Genomic DNA, 15,798 nt, shown 5'->3' on the forward strand with positions numbered 1-15,798 from the left:
CCTCACCGGACACACCGGCGCCGTCCTCGCCGTCGCCACCACCACCGTCGGCGGCAAGCCCGTCGCGGTGAGCGCGGGCAAGGACCGGGTGCTGCGGTCCTGGGACCTGACGACCGGCAAGCAGGGGCCGCCCCGGGCCGGGCACACCGACTGGGTGCGCGCGCTGGCCGTCACGCCCGGCGCGATCGTCTCCGCCGGCGACGACAGGACCGTGCGGATCTGGGAGCTCGGCTCCGACAAGGTGAGCGTGGTCCAGGACCTGCCCGACGTCGTGATCTCGCTCGCGACGATCCAGACGGGCGCGTCCTGGACGGTGCTGGGCGCGGGCCGCGACGGCGTCATCCGCGGCTGGGACAGCGCGGGCCGGCCGGTGGGCACTCCGCTGACCGGGCACACGGGGTTCGTCACGACCGTCACGGCGGCCGTGGTGAACGGCGCGCCGCTGGCCTTCTCCGGCGGCGCGGACAAGTCCGTGCGCACGTGGGACCTGGCCAAGTGGAGCGCCGGTCCCTTCGCCCCCGGCAACCCCGGGCACGCCGGCGGGGTCAAGGCGGTCGCGCTGGCCACCGTGAAGGGCCGGACGGTGGCCGTCTCCGGCGGGGTGGACAAGACGGTCAGGATGTCCGACCCGGCGACGGGCCGGGCCATCGGCACGCCGCTGCTCGGGCACACCGGGCAGGTCACGGCGATCGCCACCGGCACCGTGGCCGGGCAGCCGGTGGCCGTCAGCGGCGACGCGGAGGGCGGCCTGCGGATGTGGCGGCTGGACACCGGCGCGGCGCTGGGCAAGCCGCTGTCCGGGCATCGCGGCAGCGTCAACGCCGTCACGATCGCGGGCGGCGTCATCGTCTCCGGAGGCGCGGACGGGCGCCTGTACCGGTGGAACGCCGCGACGGGCGATCCCGCCGGGCCGCCCGTGTCCGCGCATCGCGAGCCGATCAGGGCGCTGGCCCCGGCGGTCGTCAACGGGCGCGACGTGGTGGTCTCCGCGAGCGAGGACCACGAGCTGCGGATCTGGGACGTGGCCGACGGCACCCCGATCGGGGAGCCGCTGACCGGTCACCAAGGCGTCGTGCTCGCGGTGGCCACGGGCGTGGTGGACGGGCGGCCCGTCGCGGTGTCGGCGGGCGAGGACCGTACGCTGCGCCGCTGGGACCTGATCACCGGCACGGCCGTCGGCGCCCCGATGGCCGGTCACACCGACTGGGTGCGGGCTCTGTCCGTGGCCGGCGACCGGGTGGTGTCGGCGGGTGACGACCGGTCGTTGCGCGTGTGGAGCCTGCGCACCGGGGGAGCGGTCGGCAGGCCGATCACGGGCCACGCAGGACCGGTGTACGCGCTGGCCACCGGGCAGGTCGGCGGCACGACCGCCGCGGTCTCGGGCGGCATGGACTGGACCGTACGCGCCTGGAGCGTCGCAGAAGAGTGACACTCCAGGCGCGGAAGGGTGACTACGAGACCTCATCCACCGCGTTGGCCGTGCCGGCCTTCTCGATGTACTGGCGGGCCCGGTCGGTCCTGATCGCCTCGCTCAGCGCGCGGGTCTTGCGGTCGTCGAGGTAGACGACGCTCTGCTCGCCCTCCATGCCGGTGCCGCGGGTCGGCATCGTCAGGAAGCCGGAGTCGTCCAGCCCCGCCAGATCGGCCAGGCGGCTCCTGAGCAGGCCGGCCGTCACGCCGTCGTCCACGGTGATCGACTTGGTGATCGCGCGCAGCAGCCCGTCCACCTTGGCGGGGTTGGTCAGGGTGCCGGCGCTCAGCACCCGGTCGGACAGCGCCTTGAGCAGCGCCTGCTGGCGCTTGATCCGCCCGAAGTCCCCGCCGGGCAGGTTGTAGCGCTGCCGCACGAAGAGCAGCGCCTGCTCGCCGTTGAGGTGGTGGCGGCCCGCCGTCCAGGTGACGCTGCTGTTGGTGTCGCGCACGGTGTCCGCCACCTCGACGTCCACCCCGTCCACCGCGTCCACGGCCGTGGCGAACCCCTTGAAGTCGATCGCCGCGTAGTGGTCGACGCGCACGCCGGTGAGCGTCTCGATGGTCTTGACCAGCAGCGCGGGGCCGCCCCATGAGAACGCCGCGTTGATCTTGGCTTTGCCCCGGCCGGGGATGCTCACCCAGGAGTCCCTGGGGATGGACACGACGGCGGCGTGCCCGCCGTCGCCGGACAGGTGGGCCAGCATGATCGTGTCGGTGCGCTGCTGACCGGGCTGCCACAGCTCGCCCTTGGCGGCCTTGCCCGTGGTGGCGTCCTCGGCCCTGCGGTCGGTGCCCACGAGCAGCCAGGTCTCGCCCAGGCCCGGCTTCGGCTGCGGGCGCTTCTTCTCCTCCTCCGCCGAGGTGGGCAGGGCGGCGGGCGCGCGGACGATGTCGCCGTCGAGGCTGGCCTGGTAGAAGTAGAGCCCGCCGGCGCCGAACCCGCCCAGGAGCACCAGGGCGGCCAGGGAGATCCACAGCACACGTCGTAAACGGCGCATCCCTCGAAACCTCCCAAGATCGGTCACGTGACTTTATAGCTAATTGCCGGGAAGCGCCTTGCCGCCGAGGTAGCCGAGCCAGCGCTGCTCGATCGCGTCGTAGCGGCCGCCGGTGATCGCGTCCAGCGCGGACAACTGGGTGACGTGCAGCGAGTGGTAGTCCCAGCGGGCCGGGTTGGGCGCGGTCGCCGGGGTGCGCGTGTAGTGGAGCAGGTCGTAGCTGGTCCGGTACGACAGGTCGTACAGGGGCAACATCCGGTCCAGGGTCTTGAGGCCGCGCTGGAACATCTCCCTGGCCGTCTTGTCGTCCATCAGCTCGCCGACGTCGTACACGCCGATCAGGGCGAACAGGTAGCCGTTGAGCACGTGGGTGGGGGTCGGGGTGGGGTACTCCTCGTAGAAGTCGAGGCGGCCCTCGAACCTGCGCAGCACGCCGCCGTCCGCCACCTCGGTGCGCAGGGGGCGCAGCGCCTCCAGGGCGGCCTTGCCGTACCGGGACTCCTTGGTCTTGTCGTACATCTTGGCCAGGAAGGCCGCGCCGATGCCCTGCGCCATGCCCGAGTACCAGCCGGCGGGCAGTTCGCCCGCGAGCCCCTCGCGGTAGGAGTAGGCGAACGGCACCGGCCAGCCGCCCTTGGCGTCCTGGTGCTCCAGCAGCCAGCGGGCCACGGTCTCGGCCTTGGGCCGGTACTTCTCGTCGCCCGTGGCCACCCACTTGCTGTAGTTCTCCATGCCGTACTGGACGACCTCGACCGGGTACTGGAAGGTGCCGAAGTCGTACGTGCTGGCCGGGATGCCGTCGGAGCCGATGGAGATTCGCCGCCAGGTGGTGACGTCCACGTTCGCGAAGTGCAGCCAGGGGCCGCGCGGGTCGTGCTTGTCGATCAGCGGGGTGTCGTCCTCGAAGTACTCGGCCCTGGCCACGCCGTCCGAGCCGGTGGAGACGGTCAGCCCGAGGCGTTCCGACAGCGCGTCGAGCGGCACGTACAGTTTGTCGTTCAGGCGCAGGCCCGGGACGGTCTCCTCGAACAGGCCGAGGGGCGCCTGGATGGCGGCGCCCCCGGAGGGGCGCCGTGCGGCGGGGGGCTCCGGCGAGGTGCAGGCGGCCACCGTGAACAGGGCGATCGCCGGGATGATGAACTTATGCAACAAACGCACCTTGCTTACCGCCTTTAACGGCTATTTACAGAAATGGTAGTGTCGGGCCCTCACTGATCATCCCCAGGGGTCCCTGCCCAACATGAACCACGATCGCGTCCATTTTGCCTATAACGGGATCGATGTCGATCCCGAAACCCAGGCGCTGACCAGGAACCGGCTGCACTGGATCTTGGATCACCTCCCTTCGGGACGGATCCTCGACCTGGGCTGCTCCCAGGGGACCCTGTCCATCCTCGCCGCCCGCCGCGGCGACCGCGTGACCGGCGTCGACGTCGAGGAGGAGGCCGTCGCGTTCGCCGCGCGGCAGGCCGCGGAACTGCCCCCCGACGAGGCCGCCAGGCTGGCCTTCGTGCGCGGCGACGGTGAGCGCCTCGGCTTCCTCGACGGCTGCTTCGACGCGGCCGTCGCCGGGGAACTGCTCGAACACGTGGCGGAGCCCGCGGCGGTGCTGGGCGAGCTGCACCGGGTGCTCGCGCCCGGTGGGACGCTGCTCATCTCGGTGCCCCACGGGCTGATGCCGCACCACGACCACCGCCGCACCTTCTACCGCGCCGGGTTCCGCCGCCTGCTCGCCCCCCTGTTCGACGTCCGCGAGCTGACCGTGCTGGATCGGCACATCGCCGCGGTCGCCGTACGCAGGAAGACGCCGAAGGGTGTGCCCGCGTTCCTGCTCAGCCCGGAGGAGGCCGACTTCCTCGGGCGCGAGGAGTACCTGGAGCGCCGCTTACAGGACCTGCGCGACAAGCTGTCGCGGGCCAACCAGCTCTACCGCGAGGTCACCGCCACCAACGCCGAGCTGAAGGCGCGCACCGGAGACGGGGAAGCGGTCCTCGACCGGCTCTCGGAGCTCCAGGACACCGTCCGCGATCTGTCCGCCGGCCTGTCCGCCGGCAGAGCAGACGACAGAGCAAACGACAGGGCAAACGACAGGGCCGCTGACATGGCCGCGGAGCGGGACGCGCTGCGCGAGGAGCGCGACCGGCTCCGTGCCGACCTGGGAGCGGCGCGCGGCGAGATCGGCCTGCTGCGCGAGGCGGCCGAGGCCGGTCAGGCCGAGCGGAGCCGGCTGCTGGAGTCGGTACAGGGGCTGACCTCCGGTCTGGAGGCGCTGCGCGAGAGCGCCGAGACCGTGACCGCGCAGCGCGACGAGCTGCGGGCCATCGTCAGGGCCCAGGCCGAGGAGCTGCGCACGACGGAGAGCGCCCACGGCGAGAGCCTGCGGGCGGCCGGGGCCGAGCGCGCGCGGGAGCTGCTCGGCCTGCGCGAACGCATCACCGGGCTGGAGGAGGAGCTCCAGTCCGACCGGGCGGCCCTGGCCCGGCTCCGTACGGTCTACAACGGCGAACGGCACCGCCACTCGCTCACCGAGCAGCGCATGAACAAGCTCACCGGCAACGAGGCCAAGCTCCGGCAGGACAACGAGCGGCTGCAGGCCAAGCTGGAGACGGTGACCGGCCGGCTGTCGGACTACCGCGAGCAGGTCACCCGGATCCGCTCCTCGAAGGCGTGGCGCATGTTGTCGGTCTACCGGCAGCTACGCCATCCCGGCCGCCCCGACCCCGCGCCGCCCGCCGCCCCGCCCGCGGCGATCCCGCCGGCCGTCTCCGTGATGATCAAGCCATCGGCCCCCGCGCCGACGGCCCCGGCGCCGCTGGAGGACTTCAGGGCGAGGCTGGCCGAGTGGATCGACCGGGCCAGGGCGGCCCCCGGCGACGAGGTGGTGCTGATGTTCTCGGGCACCACCTTCGTGCAGGAGGCCCGGGGCAACCGGCCCATCCGGCTCACCCGCGTCTACCTCGACCGCGAGTGCCCGGTCTTCTTCAACTACTACCGCTGGCGCGCCACCGACCCGCTGCCGTCGCACCCGGACCCGCTGCTGTTCCAGAGCCCGATCGACATCACGCCGCGGCTGCTGGACGAGGTGCTGGCCGCGGACTTCGGCGGCAAGCGGAAGATGTTGTTCGCCTCGTTCCCGCACGAGACGATGGTGCGCACGCTGACCCACGCCGCCGCGCAGGGCTGGGTGACGATCTACGACGCCCGCGACGACTGGGAGGAGTTCGCCAAGATCGGCATGGCGAAGTGGTACCACCCCGGCTACGAGCGCTATCTCGTCGCGCACGCCGATGTGGTCACCGCGGTCTCCGCGCCGCTGGCCAGGAAGATGGAGACGCTGGGCGGGCGCAGGGTGAGCGTCAACGCCAACGCCCTCGACCCGGCCTTCCCCTCCCCCACGGCACCGCGCCGGGCCGACGCCACCACGATCGGCTACTTCGGGCACCTGACCGACAAGTGGTTCGACTGGGACCTGCTGATCCGCGCCGCCCGCGCCCACCCGGAGCGCACCTTCGAGCTGGCCGGGCACCAGAACCCGGACCTCAAGCTGCCGCCGAACGTGCGCCTGCTCGGCCTGCTCGAACACCGCGAGCTGGCCGAGCACAGCGCGGGCTGGGCGCTGGCGCTGATCCCGTTCAAGAACGGCGCGCTGGCCGACGCGGTGGACCCGATCAAGGTGTATGAGTATCTGCACCTCGGCCTGCCGGTGCTGACGACCTACTTCCCGCAGTGCGCCGACTATCCGGGGGTCCGGGTGACCGAGTCGGCGGCGGAGTTCGTGGCCGCCATCCCCGAGGTCGCCGGCTCGGCCCTCGACCTCGCCGAGGTCGGGCCCTGGCTGGCGGGCAACACCTGGGAGTGCCGGGTGGAGGCGTACTCGGAGATGGCCGAGCGGGTCCTGCGCAAGGGCCGCGAGGGGCTGCTGACGCTGCTGGAGTGCCGATGAAGGTGCTGTTCTGCTACCGGTACGGCGTGATCGGCGGCGTGTCCACGCAGTTGCTCAACCGCTACACGCACTTCTCGGCCGAGTTCGAGATCGGCGTGTTGTACGAGTCCGACCACGGCATGGTCGCCCACTTCCCGCCGGGCGTGGCCCGGGTGACGGCCACCGACGAGGCCCGCGAGGCCGCCATCAGGGACGCGGCGCCGGACGTCGTCGTCGTGATCGACAGCCCCGGCTTCCTGACGGCCTGGCAGCGCGCGGGCTCCCCCGGGTCGCTGATCCTCGAGGTGCACACGACCACGGCCAACCTGTCGTACCTGGGCGAGCTGGCGGTCGAGCCGGACCACATCGTGACCGTGAGCGAGTACATGCGGGCCAAGCTGGGGGCGCTGGGGCTGTCCCCGATCAGCGTGGTGCCCAACTGCCTGGACGAGCGCTGGTACGCCGACACCGTGCCGCCCACCCTCGAGACCACCCCCGTGGCCTGGATCGGCAAGCTCGACGGGCACAAGCGCTGGCGGGCCGCCGCCGACCTGCTCGACCGGATCGCGGCCGCCCAGCCCGGCGTCACGCCGCTGCTCGTGGGCGGCTACACCGCGCCGGTGAGCGAGGTGGAGGCCCTGACCACCAAGCTCGCCACCTCTCGCGCGCTCGGCTCGGCCCGCTGGTTGCCGCGGGTCGACTACGACCTGATGCCCGGCCTCTACTCGGCCATCGCGGCGAACGGCGGGCTGACCGTCTCGACGACGACGGACGAGTCGTTCGGCATGTCGGTCGCGGAGGCGCTGGTGCGGGAGTGCCCGGTGATCGCGCCCGCCGTGGGCGCGCTGCCGGAGATCCTCCCGGAGGAGGCGCTCTACCCGCCGGGCGACTGGGCGGACGCGGCGAACAGGGCGCGGCGCGCGCTGACGGACTCCGGGTTCAGGGCCGCGCTGCTCAGCACGGCCCCGCTCGTACGGGAGCGCACGCACACCGAGTACGCGCTGGCCGCCTTCGCGAACGTGCTTCAGCGCAGCGCGAAGTCGTCGAAGGTGGCCTGACCCGGCCCGGCCAGCACGAGCCCGAAGCTGATGCCCGCGGCTCCGGCGGCCTTCGGCGTCCAGGTGGCCTGCCGCCAGGTGGACGCGGCCGGCAGGACGGGGCCCTCGCTCCAGCCCGACCACGTCCCGCCCGCCGAGCGCCGGCTGACGGTGAACCGGACCGGCGCGGTCGAGGTGTACCAGACCGACAGGGTGCCCGGCTTGGGCGCGCACTCGCCGTCGTCCTGCCTGACCGCCAGCCTGAGCCGCCCGGGGTCGCCGTCGGTCACCTTGATCCGGCCGGCCCAGCGCCCGGTGCGCGGTTCGTCCACCCGGCCGAACGTCGCCGTGGCCGACCTGCCGTCGAGCTGCCAGCAGTCGGGGAGTCCCTCTTTGCCGAAGTAGTTCTCCAGCGAGCCGTTGATCGCCACCGACGGGGGCTTGAGCGGCGGCACGGGCCGCACGCCGCCGCCGATGACGTCGCCGACGTTGCGGACGGCGACGGGGCGGCCCTTCAGCCAGTCCAGGAACGCGGTGAAGATCCGCGGCTTGACGCCCAGCGTGCCGCAGTCGTCGCAGTAGTCGTGGAAGACGAGGATGGCCCAGCCCTCACGCTGCTCGGCCGCGAGCACGTACTGCTGGACCTCGGGCAGCGTGGTGCGCGAGCCGATCGACAGCGGGGTGTTGAGGTCGTACGGGTCGGCCGGGGTCAGCTCCTCGGCGGCGACGCCCGCCTTGCCCCGGCCGCTGTTGTAGCCGCACTCCTTCACCACGGCCTCGGCCGCCGCGCTCACCTCGTGGAAGGGGAAGGCGAACGACCTCGGGGCGAAGCCCAGCGCCTCCAGCCCCGACCGGTCGCCGCACACCTCCCTGCGCTGCTCGTCGGGGTGTAACCCGGGCAGGCGGGCATGCGTGCGGGTGTGGCCGCCGATCTCGTTCCCCGCCTGCGCCAGCCGGGCGAGCGTGGGCTGGGTGAGGTAGCCGGGGGCCTGGACCCGGGTGCTGTGGACGTAGAAGGTGCCGGTCAGGCCGCGTTCGGCGAGCTCCTTGACCATCTGCTCCTGGCGTTCCAGCCCGTCGTCGAAGGTGAGCGACACCACCGCGCCCTTGGCGGGCGGGGAACTCGACGGGGGTGGGGCGCTCGACGGGGGCGAAGCGCTCGATCCGCCGCAACCCGCGGCCAGCACGGCCATCGCGACCGCCACGCTCACCCTCACCACAACGCGCACTTGCCACGCTCCTCCCGCTCCGGCGGCGCACATCTTCCCATGCGCACCGTCATCCCTCCATCACGGGGATCGGCGCTGAGGTGACAGGAGTTACGAGGCGGGGTCAGGGGCGGGCAGGCGGTCCGGCTCGTCGCAGGCCAGCAGGTCCAGCAGCAGGCCCCGGAGCTGGGCGAGTGTGCGGGTGGCGCGGGCCTCGGCCTGCTGCCGGGGCACGCCGGGCTGGGCGTCGATCAGCAGGGTGAGCCAGTCGTGCACCGACCGGCGGGCGAAGTCGCGCCACGGCCCCGGCTCGGAACGCAACGAGGCCACGTACGCCTCGAAGAACAGCCGGATCGTGGCCCGCTGCTCCGGCGCCGACACGTAGGCCCAGACCCGCGCCACCACCTCCTCGAACCCGCCGCCGGCCGCGGCGACGCCGGCCACCAGCCGCAACTGCTCCTCCCGCCCCTTCGCGAGGATCTCCCGCACGAGCTCATCCTTCGAGCCGAACAGGTACAGCAGCACGCGGGGGCTCGTCCCCGTCGCCTTCGCCAGGGGCCGCAGCGACATGTCCGACAACCCGTGCTCCAGGACGTAGTCGTAGGCGGCGGTCAGGAGCTGGGATCGACGTGAATCCGGCACCCCGCTACCCTTTCACACTGAAACGAGTGTTTCAGTGGTAGGGAGGAAGACATGAATGGTTTCTCGCTGAAAGGGCGCACCGCCCTCGTCACCGGGTCCGCGCGCGGTCTCGGGCTGGAGATGGCCCGCGGGCTCGCGGGAGCCGGAGCCAGGGTCGTGCTCAACGGCCGCGACCCGGGCCGCCTGGCCGGACTCGCGCGCGAACTGGAGGCCGAGTACGCCGCCTTCGACGTCACCGACCTCGACGCGGCCGCCCGGGCCCTGGAGGAGGTGAGCGAGCGCGGCGGCCCCGTGGACGTGCTGGTCAACAACGTGGGCCAGCGGGACAGGCGCGGCATGGAGGAGTTCACGACCGAGGAGCTGACCCGCCTGCTCGAAGTGGACCTCGTCTCGGCGTTCGGGCTGAGCCGCCTGGTCGCGGGCGACCTCGTACGGCGCGGCGCGCCCGGCCGGATCATCAACATCACCTCCGTCATGGGCACCCTCGGCCGGGCCGGGGACATCGGCTACAGCGTGGCCAAGTCCGGGCTCGACGGCCTGACCAGGTCGCTGGCCGCCGACCTGGGGCGGCACGGGATCACCGTGAACGGGGTCGCGCCCGGCACGTTCGCGACCGAGGTGAACGCCGCGCTGGAGGCGGACCCGGAGTGGGGGGCGTGGTTGCGGCGGCGTACCGCGCTGGGACGCTGGGGCAGGCCCGAGGAGATCGCCGGCCTGGTGGTCTTCCTGGCCGGCGACCTGTCCTCCTACGTCACCGGGCAGACCATTCCGGTGGACGGCGGCATGACGACGACGTTCTAGTCCTGCGGCAGCACCTCGCGCGGCAGGCTGCGATCGCCGGGGCGGGGCTGCCACTCGCGGGGGTAGCCGAGCGAGACCTCCTCGAAGCGGACCCCGTCATGCCAGGTGACGCGGGGAATGTGCAGGTGGCCGTAGATCATGGCCGCCGTGGGGTGGCGGCGATGCCAGTCCCGCGTGGCGGTGGTGCCGCACCACTGGGCGAACTGGGGGTAGCGCAGGATGTCCGTCGGCTCGCGGACGAGGGGATAGTGGTTGACGAACACCAGCGGCACGCCGTCGTCCAGCTCCGCCAGCCGCCGCTCGGTCAGCTCCACCCGGGCGCGGCACCAGGCGTCGCGGGTCGGGTACGGGTCGGGATGCAGCATGTACTCGTCGGTGCACACGATGCCGGTCTCGTGGGCGTAGGCCAGGGCGCTCTCCTTGGTGGGATAGCCCTTGGGCAGGAACGTGTAGTCGTACAGGAGGAAGAGCGGGACGATCCGCACCGGGCCGCCCGTTCCCTCCCATAACGGATAGTCGTCCTCGGGCGTGAGCACGCCCAGCTCGCGGCACACGCTCACCAGGTGCTCATAGCGCTCCACGCCCCGCAGCTCCAGCGGTTCGTCGGGCCTGGTCCACAACTCGTGGTTGCCCGGCACCCAGACCACCCGCTCGAAGCGGCCGGCCAGCAGGCGCAGCGCCCACGTGATGTCCGCCAGCCTCTCCCCGACGTCGCCGGCCACCAGCAGCCAGTCTCCGGGGGTGACCGGTTTCAGCGCTTCCACGATGGCCCTGTTCTCGGGGTAGGCGACGTGCAGGTCACTGACAGCCAGCAGCCTTCGGTGCAAAGAGGGCCTCCTTTCCAGATGTCTACGAGCATGCCACGATCAACGCCGCATCACGTGACAGGCGAGCTGGAGCGCCAGACGGGTGGCGGGGTCGTCGAGATCGAACCCCGCCGACTTGATGCGATCCAGGCGGGTCGTGATCGTGTTGCGGTGCACGCCCAGCCGCTCGGCCGCCTTCAGCGCGCCGCCCTCCTCCAGGACCGCCGCCAGCGTCTCCAGCAGCGTGCCGTCCCTGTCGATCCTCAGCAGCGGATCCAGCACGACGGCCGCGGGGACCCGCAGCGCACCGGCGGGGAGAGCGCCCAGCAGCTCGGCGGGCCCCATCCGGTCGGCCCTGGCCACCGTCCCCTTTCCCGCCACGAACGCCGCCGCCTGCGCCCCCAGCAACGACTCCCCCACCGCGTCCAGCCCTTCGACCGTCGCCCCCACACCTCCCGCGCACGGCCACGGCATCGTCCTCAGGCAGCCCTGGAGGCTCTCCGTCAGCTCGTCCTGGGCCGTCGCCGACCATCCCCCCCAGCCGCCGCCTCTCTCCATCACGGGGACCTGGCCCAGCGCGGCGGTGATCAGCGCCTGGGCCCGCGCGGCGTCGCCCGTCCCCGCCAGGGGCAACACGTGGTAGGCGGTGAGCGATCCCCGGACCGGCCATCCCAGGGCGATCACCCTGTCGTCCTCCACCTCAGTGTCCGTGAGGAGGCGGTCGGCCAGGGAGGTCTGGAGGGCGAAGTCGCGGGAGGCGCTCAGACGTTCCTGGGCCGCCCAGGCCATCATCGGCGCCACCGCCAGGCCGAGCACCGTGCGCACCACCGACGGCCAGCCAGGCGAACGCGACGATCCGGCCGCCACCAGCGTGCCCAGCACCCCGTCCTCCTGGTCGGGCACCACCACCTCGGCCGTCCACCGCCCGCCCCGGCCAGGGGCGGCGGCGTCGCGGCGGCCCGCGAGGTGCAGGCCGTACCGGTCGTGGAAGGCCACCGAGGTGCCGGGCAGCTCCGCGTTCAGCACCCCGAGCACGCGCCGCGCCGACGCCCCCGCCTCGGCCAGACGGGTGGCGCAGCGGGCGACGAGCTGGGTACGGGCCGCATCAGGGCGGGCGGCGGCCGAGGCGACCCGGACCGCGACGACCAGCGGATCCTCATCCACGAAGATCAGCGTCACGCCGAGCCGCTCCGCCAGCACCTCCCCAGAACCCTCGCTCAGCCCGCCCGACGGCGCGATCACACACGCCGCCGCCTGCTCCCAGGCCCGGCGCATGGCCATCTCCACCGCCCAGCCGCCACTGGCCGCCGTACCGGTCAGCACCACCGCCGTGTGCGGCGCGACCGTCCCGAACACCGACGGCTCGTCCACGATCCGCACCCCGCGCACGGGGTTCTCGCCCGCGCCGTACATGCGCGCCCCGGCCAGCGGCCCCGCGTTGACCAGCTCGGCCACCGTGACCGGCGCCTCCCGCCCCACCGCGAGACCTGGAACACCCCTGCGGTTCACAGCGGGATCCCGAACGCGCGCGGACCGCCCAGAGCCAGTCCCCGTTCCGTGTGCCACACCGGTGCGGCCTTGACCACCATGATGTCCACCTCCAGGCCGGGCTCGGCCTTGTCCACGTCCACGACCAGCCCATCGGCCGTCGAGATCATGCAGATCAGGTCCGGCACCGTCGCCACCACCGCCCCGTCGGCCAGGGCCAGGACGACCTCGTTGTGCGCCTCCAGCCGTACCAGCCGCCGCAGCCCCTCCGGCTCCCGCAGCACGATGCTCGTCGGAAGCGACGGCAGCGCCAGGTCGGCGCCGTGACCCGTGCTGCCCTCCACAGCGAGGATCCGCCCCCTGCACAGCGTGCGTACCCCGTACGGGGCCGCGGCCGACCGTGGCGCCCCCGGTTCGCCGGCGCGCATGAGAAGGCTCACCGTCCCCGCCACCAGCACCCCGGCCAGATCGCGGGCCGCCATCGGATAGCACGCCGCCACCGCCCACCCGCCGACCGACAACACCACGGGCCGCAGCAGCTCCTCCACCCGGTCGGCCGCCGTCTCCAGCAGCACCAGCTGCCCGGACCCGCCCGCCAGCGCCAGCGGAGCCGGGCTCATCCCGCCCAGCATGTACGTGGTCTGCTCCACCAGCGGGAACACCCGCCCCGTACCGTCCCCGTCCACCAGCGGCACCCCCAGCCCGGCCGCCGCGATCAGCGGGACCAGCGCGTTCTCCGCCGCCAGGTTCAACGCCACCACCGCCTGCGCCCGCTCCCCCAGCCTGCGCTCCAGCGCCCGCACGGCCCGCTCGGGCTCGTCCCCGGCCGGCAACTGCTCGCCCAGCGCCGTCGTGGAGCCCACCAGGCTGACCGCCACGCAGAGCGCGCCCGGCGGCAGCTCCCCTGCCGTCACCAGCTCGACACCCCGCCCGACCACCGACCTGGCCCAGTCGAAGGCCAGGTTGTACGACGACTCCGCCGCCCCCGTCGCGAACAACCGCGACCCGGCCGACAACCGGCCGAGCCCGTCGAGGTCGATCAACCGGCCCACGGCAGACCGCCCGCCGTCACGCGTACCCGATAGAGCCCGTCCGGCAGGTACGACAGCGGGTTCACCGTCGTCTCCTCGATCGTCGCCGACCCCGGCGCGGCGCCCGCGCTCACCACCCGGGTGAGCGCCTCGTCCCTGGCGTCCTGGAGCACCCGGTCCAGCTCCGCCCGCCCCCGGGCCTGCACGATCCGCTCCACCTGCGCCTCCGGCCTCCCCAGCACCGCCCCGAACGCGGCCGCCACCTCATCGGGGACCTCCGCCGCGGCGGCCGCGCGCCCCCGGGCCAGGCTCGCCGCCGCCCCCAGGTCGCAGACCAGCGGAAAGCGCCGGAAATAATGCGCCGACACCAGCCCGCTCCCCGACCGCGCGAAGTACGCGGGCACCCCGGGCAACTCCCTGGCCACGTCGTCGGCGATCCGCCCCGCCTCCGGCCCGAGCGCCGCGTTGCGGATCGTGTCCGTCTCCCGCTCCCGCAGGCCGGGCTGCCCGAACTCGTACGACAACGTGATCCGCGCCCCCGGCGCCTCCGCCGCGATGACGGCCGCCACCTCCAGCTCATGCTCGGGCAACATGGGCGACCCCGTCGCGGTCACCGCGAAGTCGGCCAGCCCGCACGTGGCCGCGAACCGCCGCACCGCCTCGGTGTCCAGCGGCGCCAGCGGCCGCCCCGTCACGCTGTGCCCGCCGCGCACGATCGTGGCCACGCCGGAGCCGACCACCGGCCGCAGCGCCTCAGGGCAGGGGCCGCCCACGCGGATGGCCGCCACGGGAGCCGTGCTCACCCCGGACAGGTCCACCGCCACGCAGGCCCGCACGGCCGTACGGGCGGCGGCGCGGGCCACCGGCCAGCTCGGAGCGCCGCCGGACGAGTCGTCCGTGACCGCCACCACCACCGGTGCGGCCTGCCCGAGGGCGACGCCGAGAATCACTCCAGCTCGCGCCCTTCGGTCTCCGGCAGCGGCACCGCCAGCAGCGCCGTGGCCACCATGAACGCGTTGATGATCAGCATGGTCGCGGTGAAGCCGGTCGCGTTCGCCAGCAGCGCGCCCACCGCCGACGGCGCCACGGTGGTGGCCACGAGCTGCGCCGCCGTGGCCCACGAATAGCCGGTGCCGCGCAGGGCGGTCGGGTAGAACTCGCCGTTCCAGGTGTTCCAGACGCCCCACGCGCCCATGCTGAAGAACGACAGGACGAAGTTGCCCAGGTACAGGCCGGTCATGGAGGAGGCGGTGGCGAACCAGAGGCCGCCCAGGACCGCCGCCACCACGTACACGAGGAAGACCCTCTTGCGGCCGAACCTGCCGGTCAGCAGGGACGCGCTCACGTAGCCGGGGATCATCAGCAGCGCGCTCAGCGCGGCGAACCCGAGCGAGGCCGACAACGTCAGGCCGCGATCCTGCAGCAGCGTGGGCAGCCAGGTTTGCAGCCCCCAGTACCCCCAGTTGAAGACGAAGTTGAGCGCCAGCATGACCACGGTGATCCTGGCCAGCCCGCCCCTGAACAGATCCAGCGGCCGACCCGCGCGCCGGCTCGCCACCGTGAACGTGGCGTCGGCGTCCGGGCTGCCCAGCGCGCGCAGCACCGCCCGTGCCTCCTCCTGCCGCCCGCGCGCCGCCAGCCAGTACGGCGACTCCGGCACCCACGCCCTGATCGCGAACGCCCACAACCCCGCCGCCGCGCTGGCGATCACCACCACGTGCCAGCCCAGGCCGCCCAGCCCCACCGACGCGCCGATCGCGGCCAGCATGCCGATCGGCCACCCGATCGACAGGTAGACGGCGGCCCGGCCGCGCTGCCGGGTCGGCAGCAGTTCGAGGAAGAAGGGGAAGGTGATCGTGTACACGCCGGCCAGCGCCAGCCCCGAAGCCACCCGCAGCGCCACCAGCACCGCCGCGTTCGGGGCGAACGCCGAGGCGAGCGCGATGATCCCGTACGCCAGCAACGACCAGAACGCCGTCGGCCTGCGCCCGAGCCGGTCGGCCACCGGCCCCCACACCAGCACCCCCGGGATCATGCCGAACGCGACCGCCGACAACACGATCCCGATGCCCGCCTCGTCGATGCCCAGCTTCGCGCCCAGGTCGCCCGAGACGTAGACGAGGGCGAGCTGCTCCCACGACTCGATGACGAACGCGATGAACAGCGCGAGCCCGATGAGGGCATGCCGGCGGGTGAACGGCATGCGGTCGAACGCGGCGCCGATCGGCAGCGTCCGGGAGTCGATGGCGGTCATGGGTGCTCCTCGGCGGGGGGCGGAATCTGGGCCGCACCTTATGGCGGTCCCGTGGCGGCGTACCTGTGCGGAGCGCCCTGACCGGGCCGCTCCCCTGTGCGTACCGCCCGGAAGCGGCCCTGCGGGCCACCCCGGAAG

Annotated in this window: 13 protein-coding genes; 4 read left to right on the forward strand and 9 right to left on the reverse strand. The window is 73.1% G+C overall.

The window, feature by feature from the left end; genetic code table 11:
• The coding region (locus ACFPZ3_RS09105) for a WD40 repeat domain-containing protein (RefSeq protein WP_379513539.1) at positions 1-1,429 on the forward strand (1,429 nt) is incomplete at its 5' end.
• 22 nt (positions 1,430-1,451) lie between these two features.
• Here ACFPZ3_RS09105 and ACFPZ3_RS09110 read toward each other — a convergent pair.
• Together ACFPZ3_RS09110 and ACFPZ3_RS09115 are read right to left on the reverse strand one after the other, a co-directional pair.
• On the reverse strand, positions 1,452-2,471 hold the full coding sequence (locus ACFPZ3_RS09110; protein ID WP_379513540.1) for an LCP family protein: 1,020 nt from the start codon (positions 2,469-2,471) through the stop codon (positions 1,452-1,454).
• Positions 2,472-2,510: 39 nt separating this feature from the next.
• Positions 2,511-3,620 carry a D-glucuronyl C5-epimerase family protein gene (locus ACFPZ3_RS09115; RefSeq protein ID WP_379513541.1) on the reverse strand — a complete coding sequence of 370 codons (1,110 nt, stop codon included), beginning with the start codon at positions 3,618-3,620 and terminating at the stop codon, positions 2,511-2,513.
• 91 nt (positions 3,621-3,711) lie between these two features.
• Here ACFPZ3_RS09115 and ACFPZ3_RS09120 point away from each other — a divergent pair, with 91 nt between their 5' ends.
• Complete coding sequence (locus ACFPZ3_RS09120) at positions 3,712-6,414, forward strand: methyltransferase domain-containing protein (RefSeq protein ID WP_379513542.1); 2,703 nt, start codon at positions 3,712-3,714, stop codon at positions 6,412-6,414.
• Positions 6,411-7,451 carry a glycosyltransferase family 4 protein gene (locus ACFPZ3_RS09125; protein ID WP_379513543.1) on the forward strand — a complete coding sequence of 347 codons (1,041 nt, stop codon included), beginning with the start codon at positions 6,411-6,413 and terminating at the stop codon, positions 7,449-7,451. Before ACFPZ3_RS09120 ends, ACFPZ3_RS09125 begins: the two co-directional genes overlap by 4 nt.
• On the opposite strand, the gene ACFPZ3_RS09130 is transcribed toward ACFPZ3_RS09125, so the two are convergent.
• Positions 7,418-8,659, reverse strand: a complete 1,242-nt coding sequence (locus ACFPZ3_RS09130; protein ID WP_379513544.1) for a polysaccharide deacetylase family protein — start codon at positions 8,657-8,659, stop codon at positions 7,418-7,420. The genes ACFPZ3_RS09125 and ACFPZ3_RS09130 overlap by 34 nt on opposite strands.
• A 90-nt stretch (positions 8,660-8,749) precedes the next feature.
• Positions 8,750-9,280 (reverse strand): TetR/AcrR family transcriptional regulator, encoded by a 531-nt coding sequence (locus ACFPZ3_RS09135; RefSeq protein ID WP_379513545.1) that lies wholly within the window; start codon positions 9,278-9,280, stop codon positions 8,750-8,752.
• A gap of 51 nt (positions 9,281-9,331) precedes the next feature.
• Between ACFPZ3_RS09135 and ACFPZ3_RS09140 the strand changes: the two genes are divergently transcribed.
• Complete coding sequence (locus ACFPZ3_RS09140) at positions 9,332-10,081, forward strand: SDR family oxidoreductase (protein WP_379513546.1); 750 nt, start codon at positions 9,332-9,334, stop codon at positions 10,079-10,081.
• Here the strand turns inward: ACFPZ3_RS09140 and ACFPZ3_RS09145 are convergent.
• From ACFPZ3_RS09145 to ACFPZ3_RS09165, 5 genes are read right to left on the reverse strand one after another with little or no spacing between them, the layout of a single operon-like run.
• Positions 10,078-10,908, reverse strand: coding sequence for a metallophosphoesterase family protein (locus tag ACFPZ3_RS09145; RefSeq protein WP_379513547.1), 831 nt, complete (start codon positions 10,906-10,908; stop codon positions 10,078-10,080). The genes ACFPZ3_RS09140 and ACFPZ3_RS09145 overlap by 4 nt on opposite strands.
• Before the next feature lie 39 nt (positions 10,909-10,947).
• Positions 10,948-12,396 carry a PucR family transcriptional regulator gene (locus tag ACFPZ3_RS09150; RefSeq protein ID WP_379513548.1) on the reverse strand — a complete coding sequence of 483 codons (1,449 nt, stop codon included), beginning with the start codon at positions 12,394-12,396 and terminating at the stop codon, positions 10,948-10,950.
• Complete coding sequence (locus ACFPZ3_RS09155; RefSeq protein ID WP_379513549.1) at positions 12,393-13,418, reverse strand: DUF917 domain-containing protein; 1,026 nt, start codon at positions 13,416-13,418, stop codon at positions 12,393-12,395. The genes ACFPZ3_RS09150 and ACFPZ3_RS09155 overlap by 4 nt, the downstream gene beginning before the upstream one ends.
• Positions 13,415-14,356, reverse strand: a complete 942-nt coding sequence (locus ACFPZ3_RS09160; protein WP_379513550.1) for a hypothetical protein — start codon at positions 14,354-14,356, stop codon at positions 13,415-13,417. The genes ACFPZ3_RS09155 and ACFPZ3_RS09160 overlap by 4 nt, the downstream gene beginning before the upstream one ends.
• Positions 14,353-15,660 (reverse strand): MFS transporter, encoded by a 1,308-nt coding sequence (locus ACFPZ3_RS09165; protein WP_379513551.1) that lies wholly within the window; start codon positions 15,658-15,660, stop codon positions 14,353-14,355. The genes ACFPZ3_RS09160 and ACFPZ3_RS09165 overlap by 4 nt, the downstream gene beginning before the upstream one ends.
• Positions 15,661-15,798 lie beyond the last annotated feature (138 nt).

Source organism: Nonomuraea insulae (genome assembly GCF_042656245.1).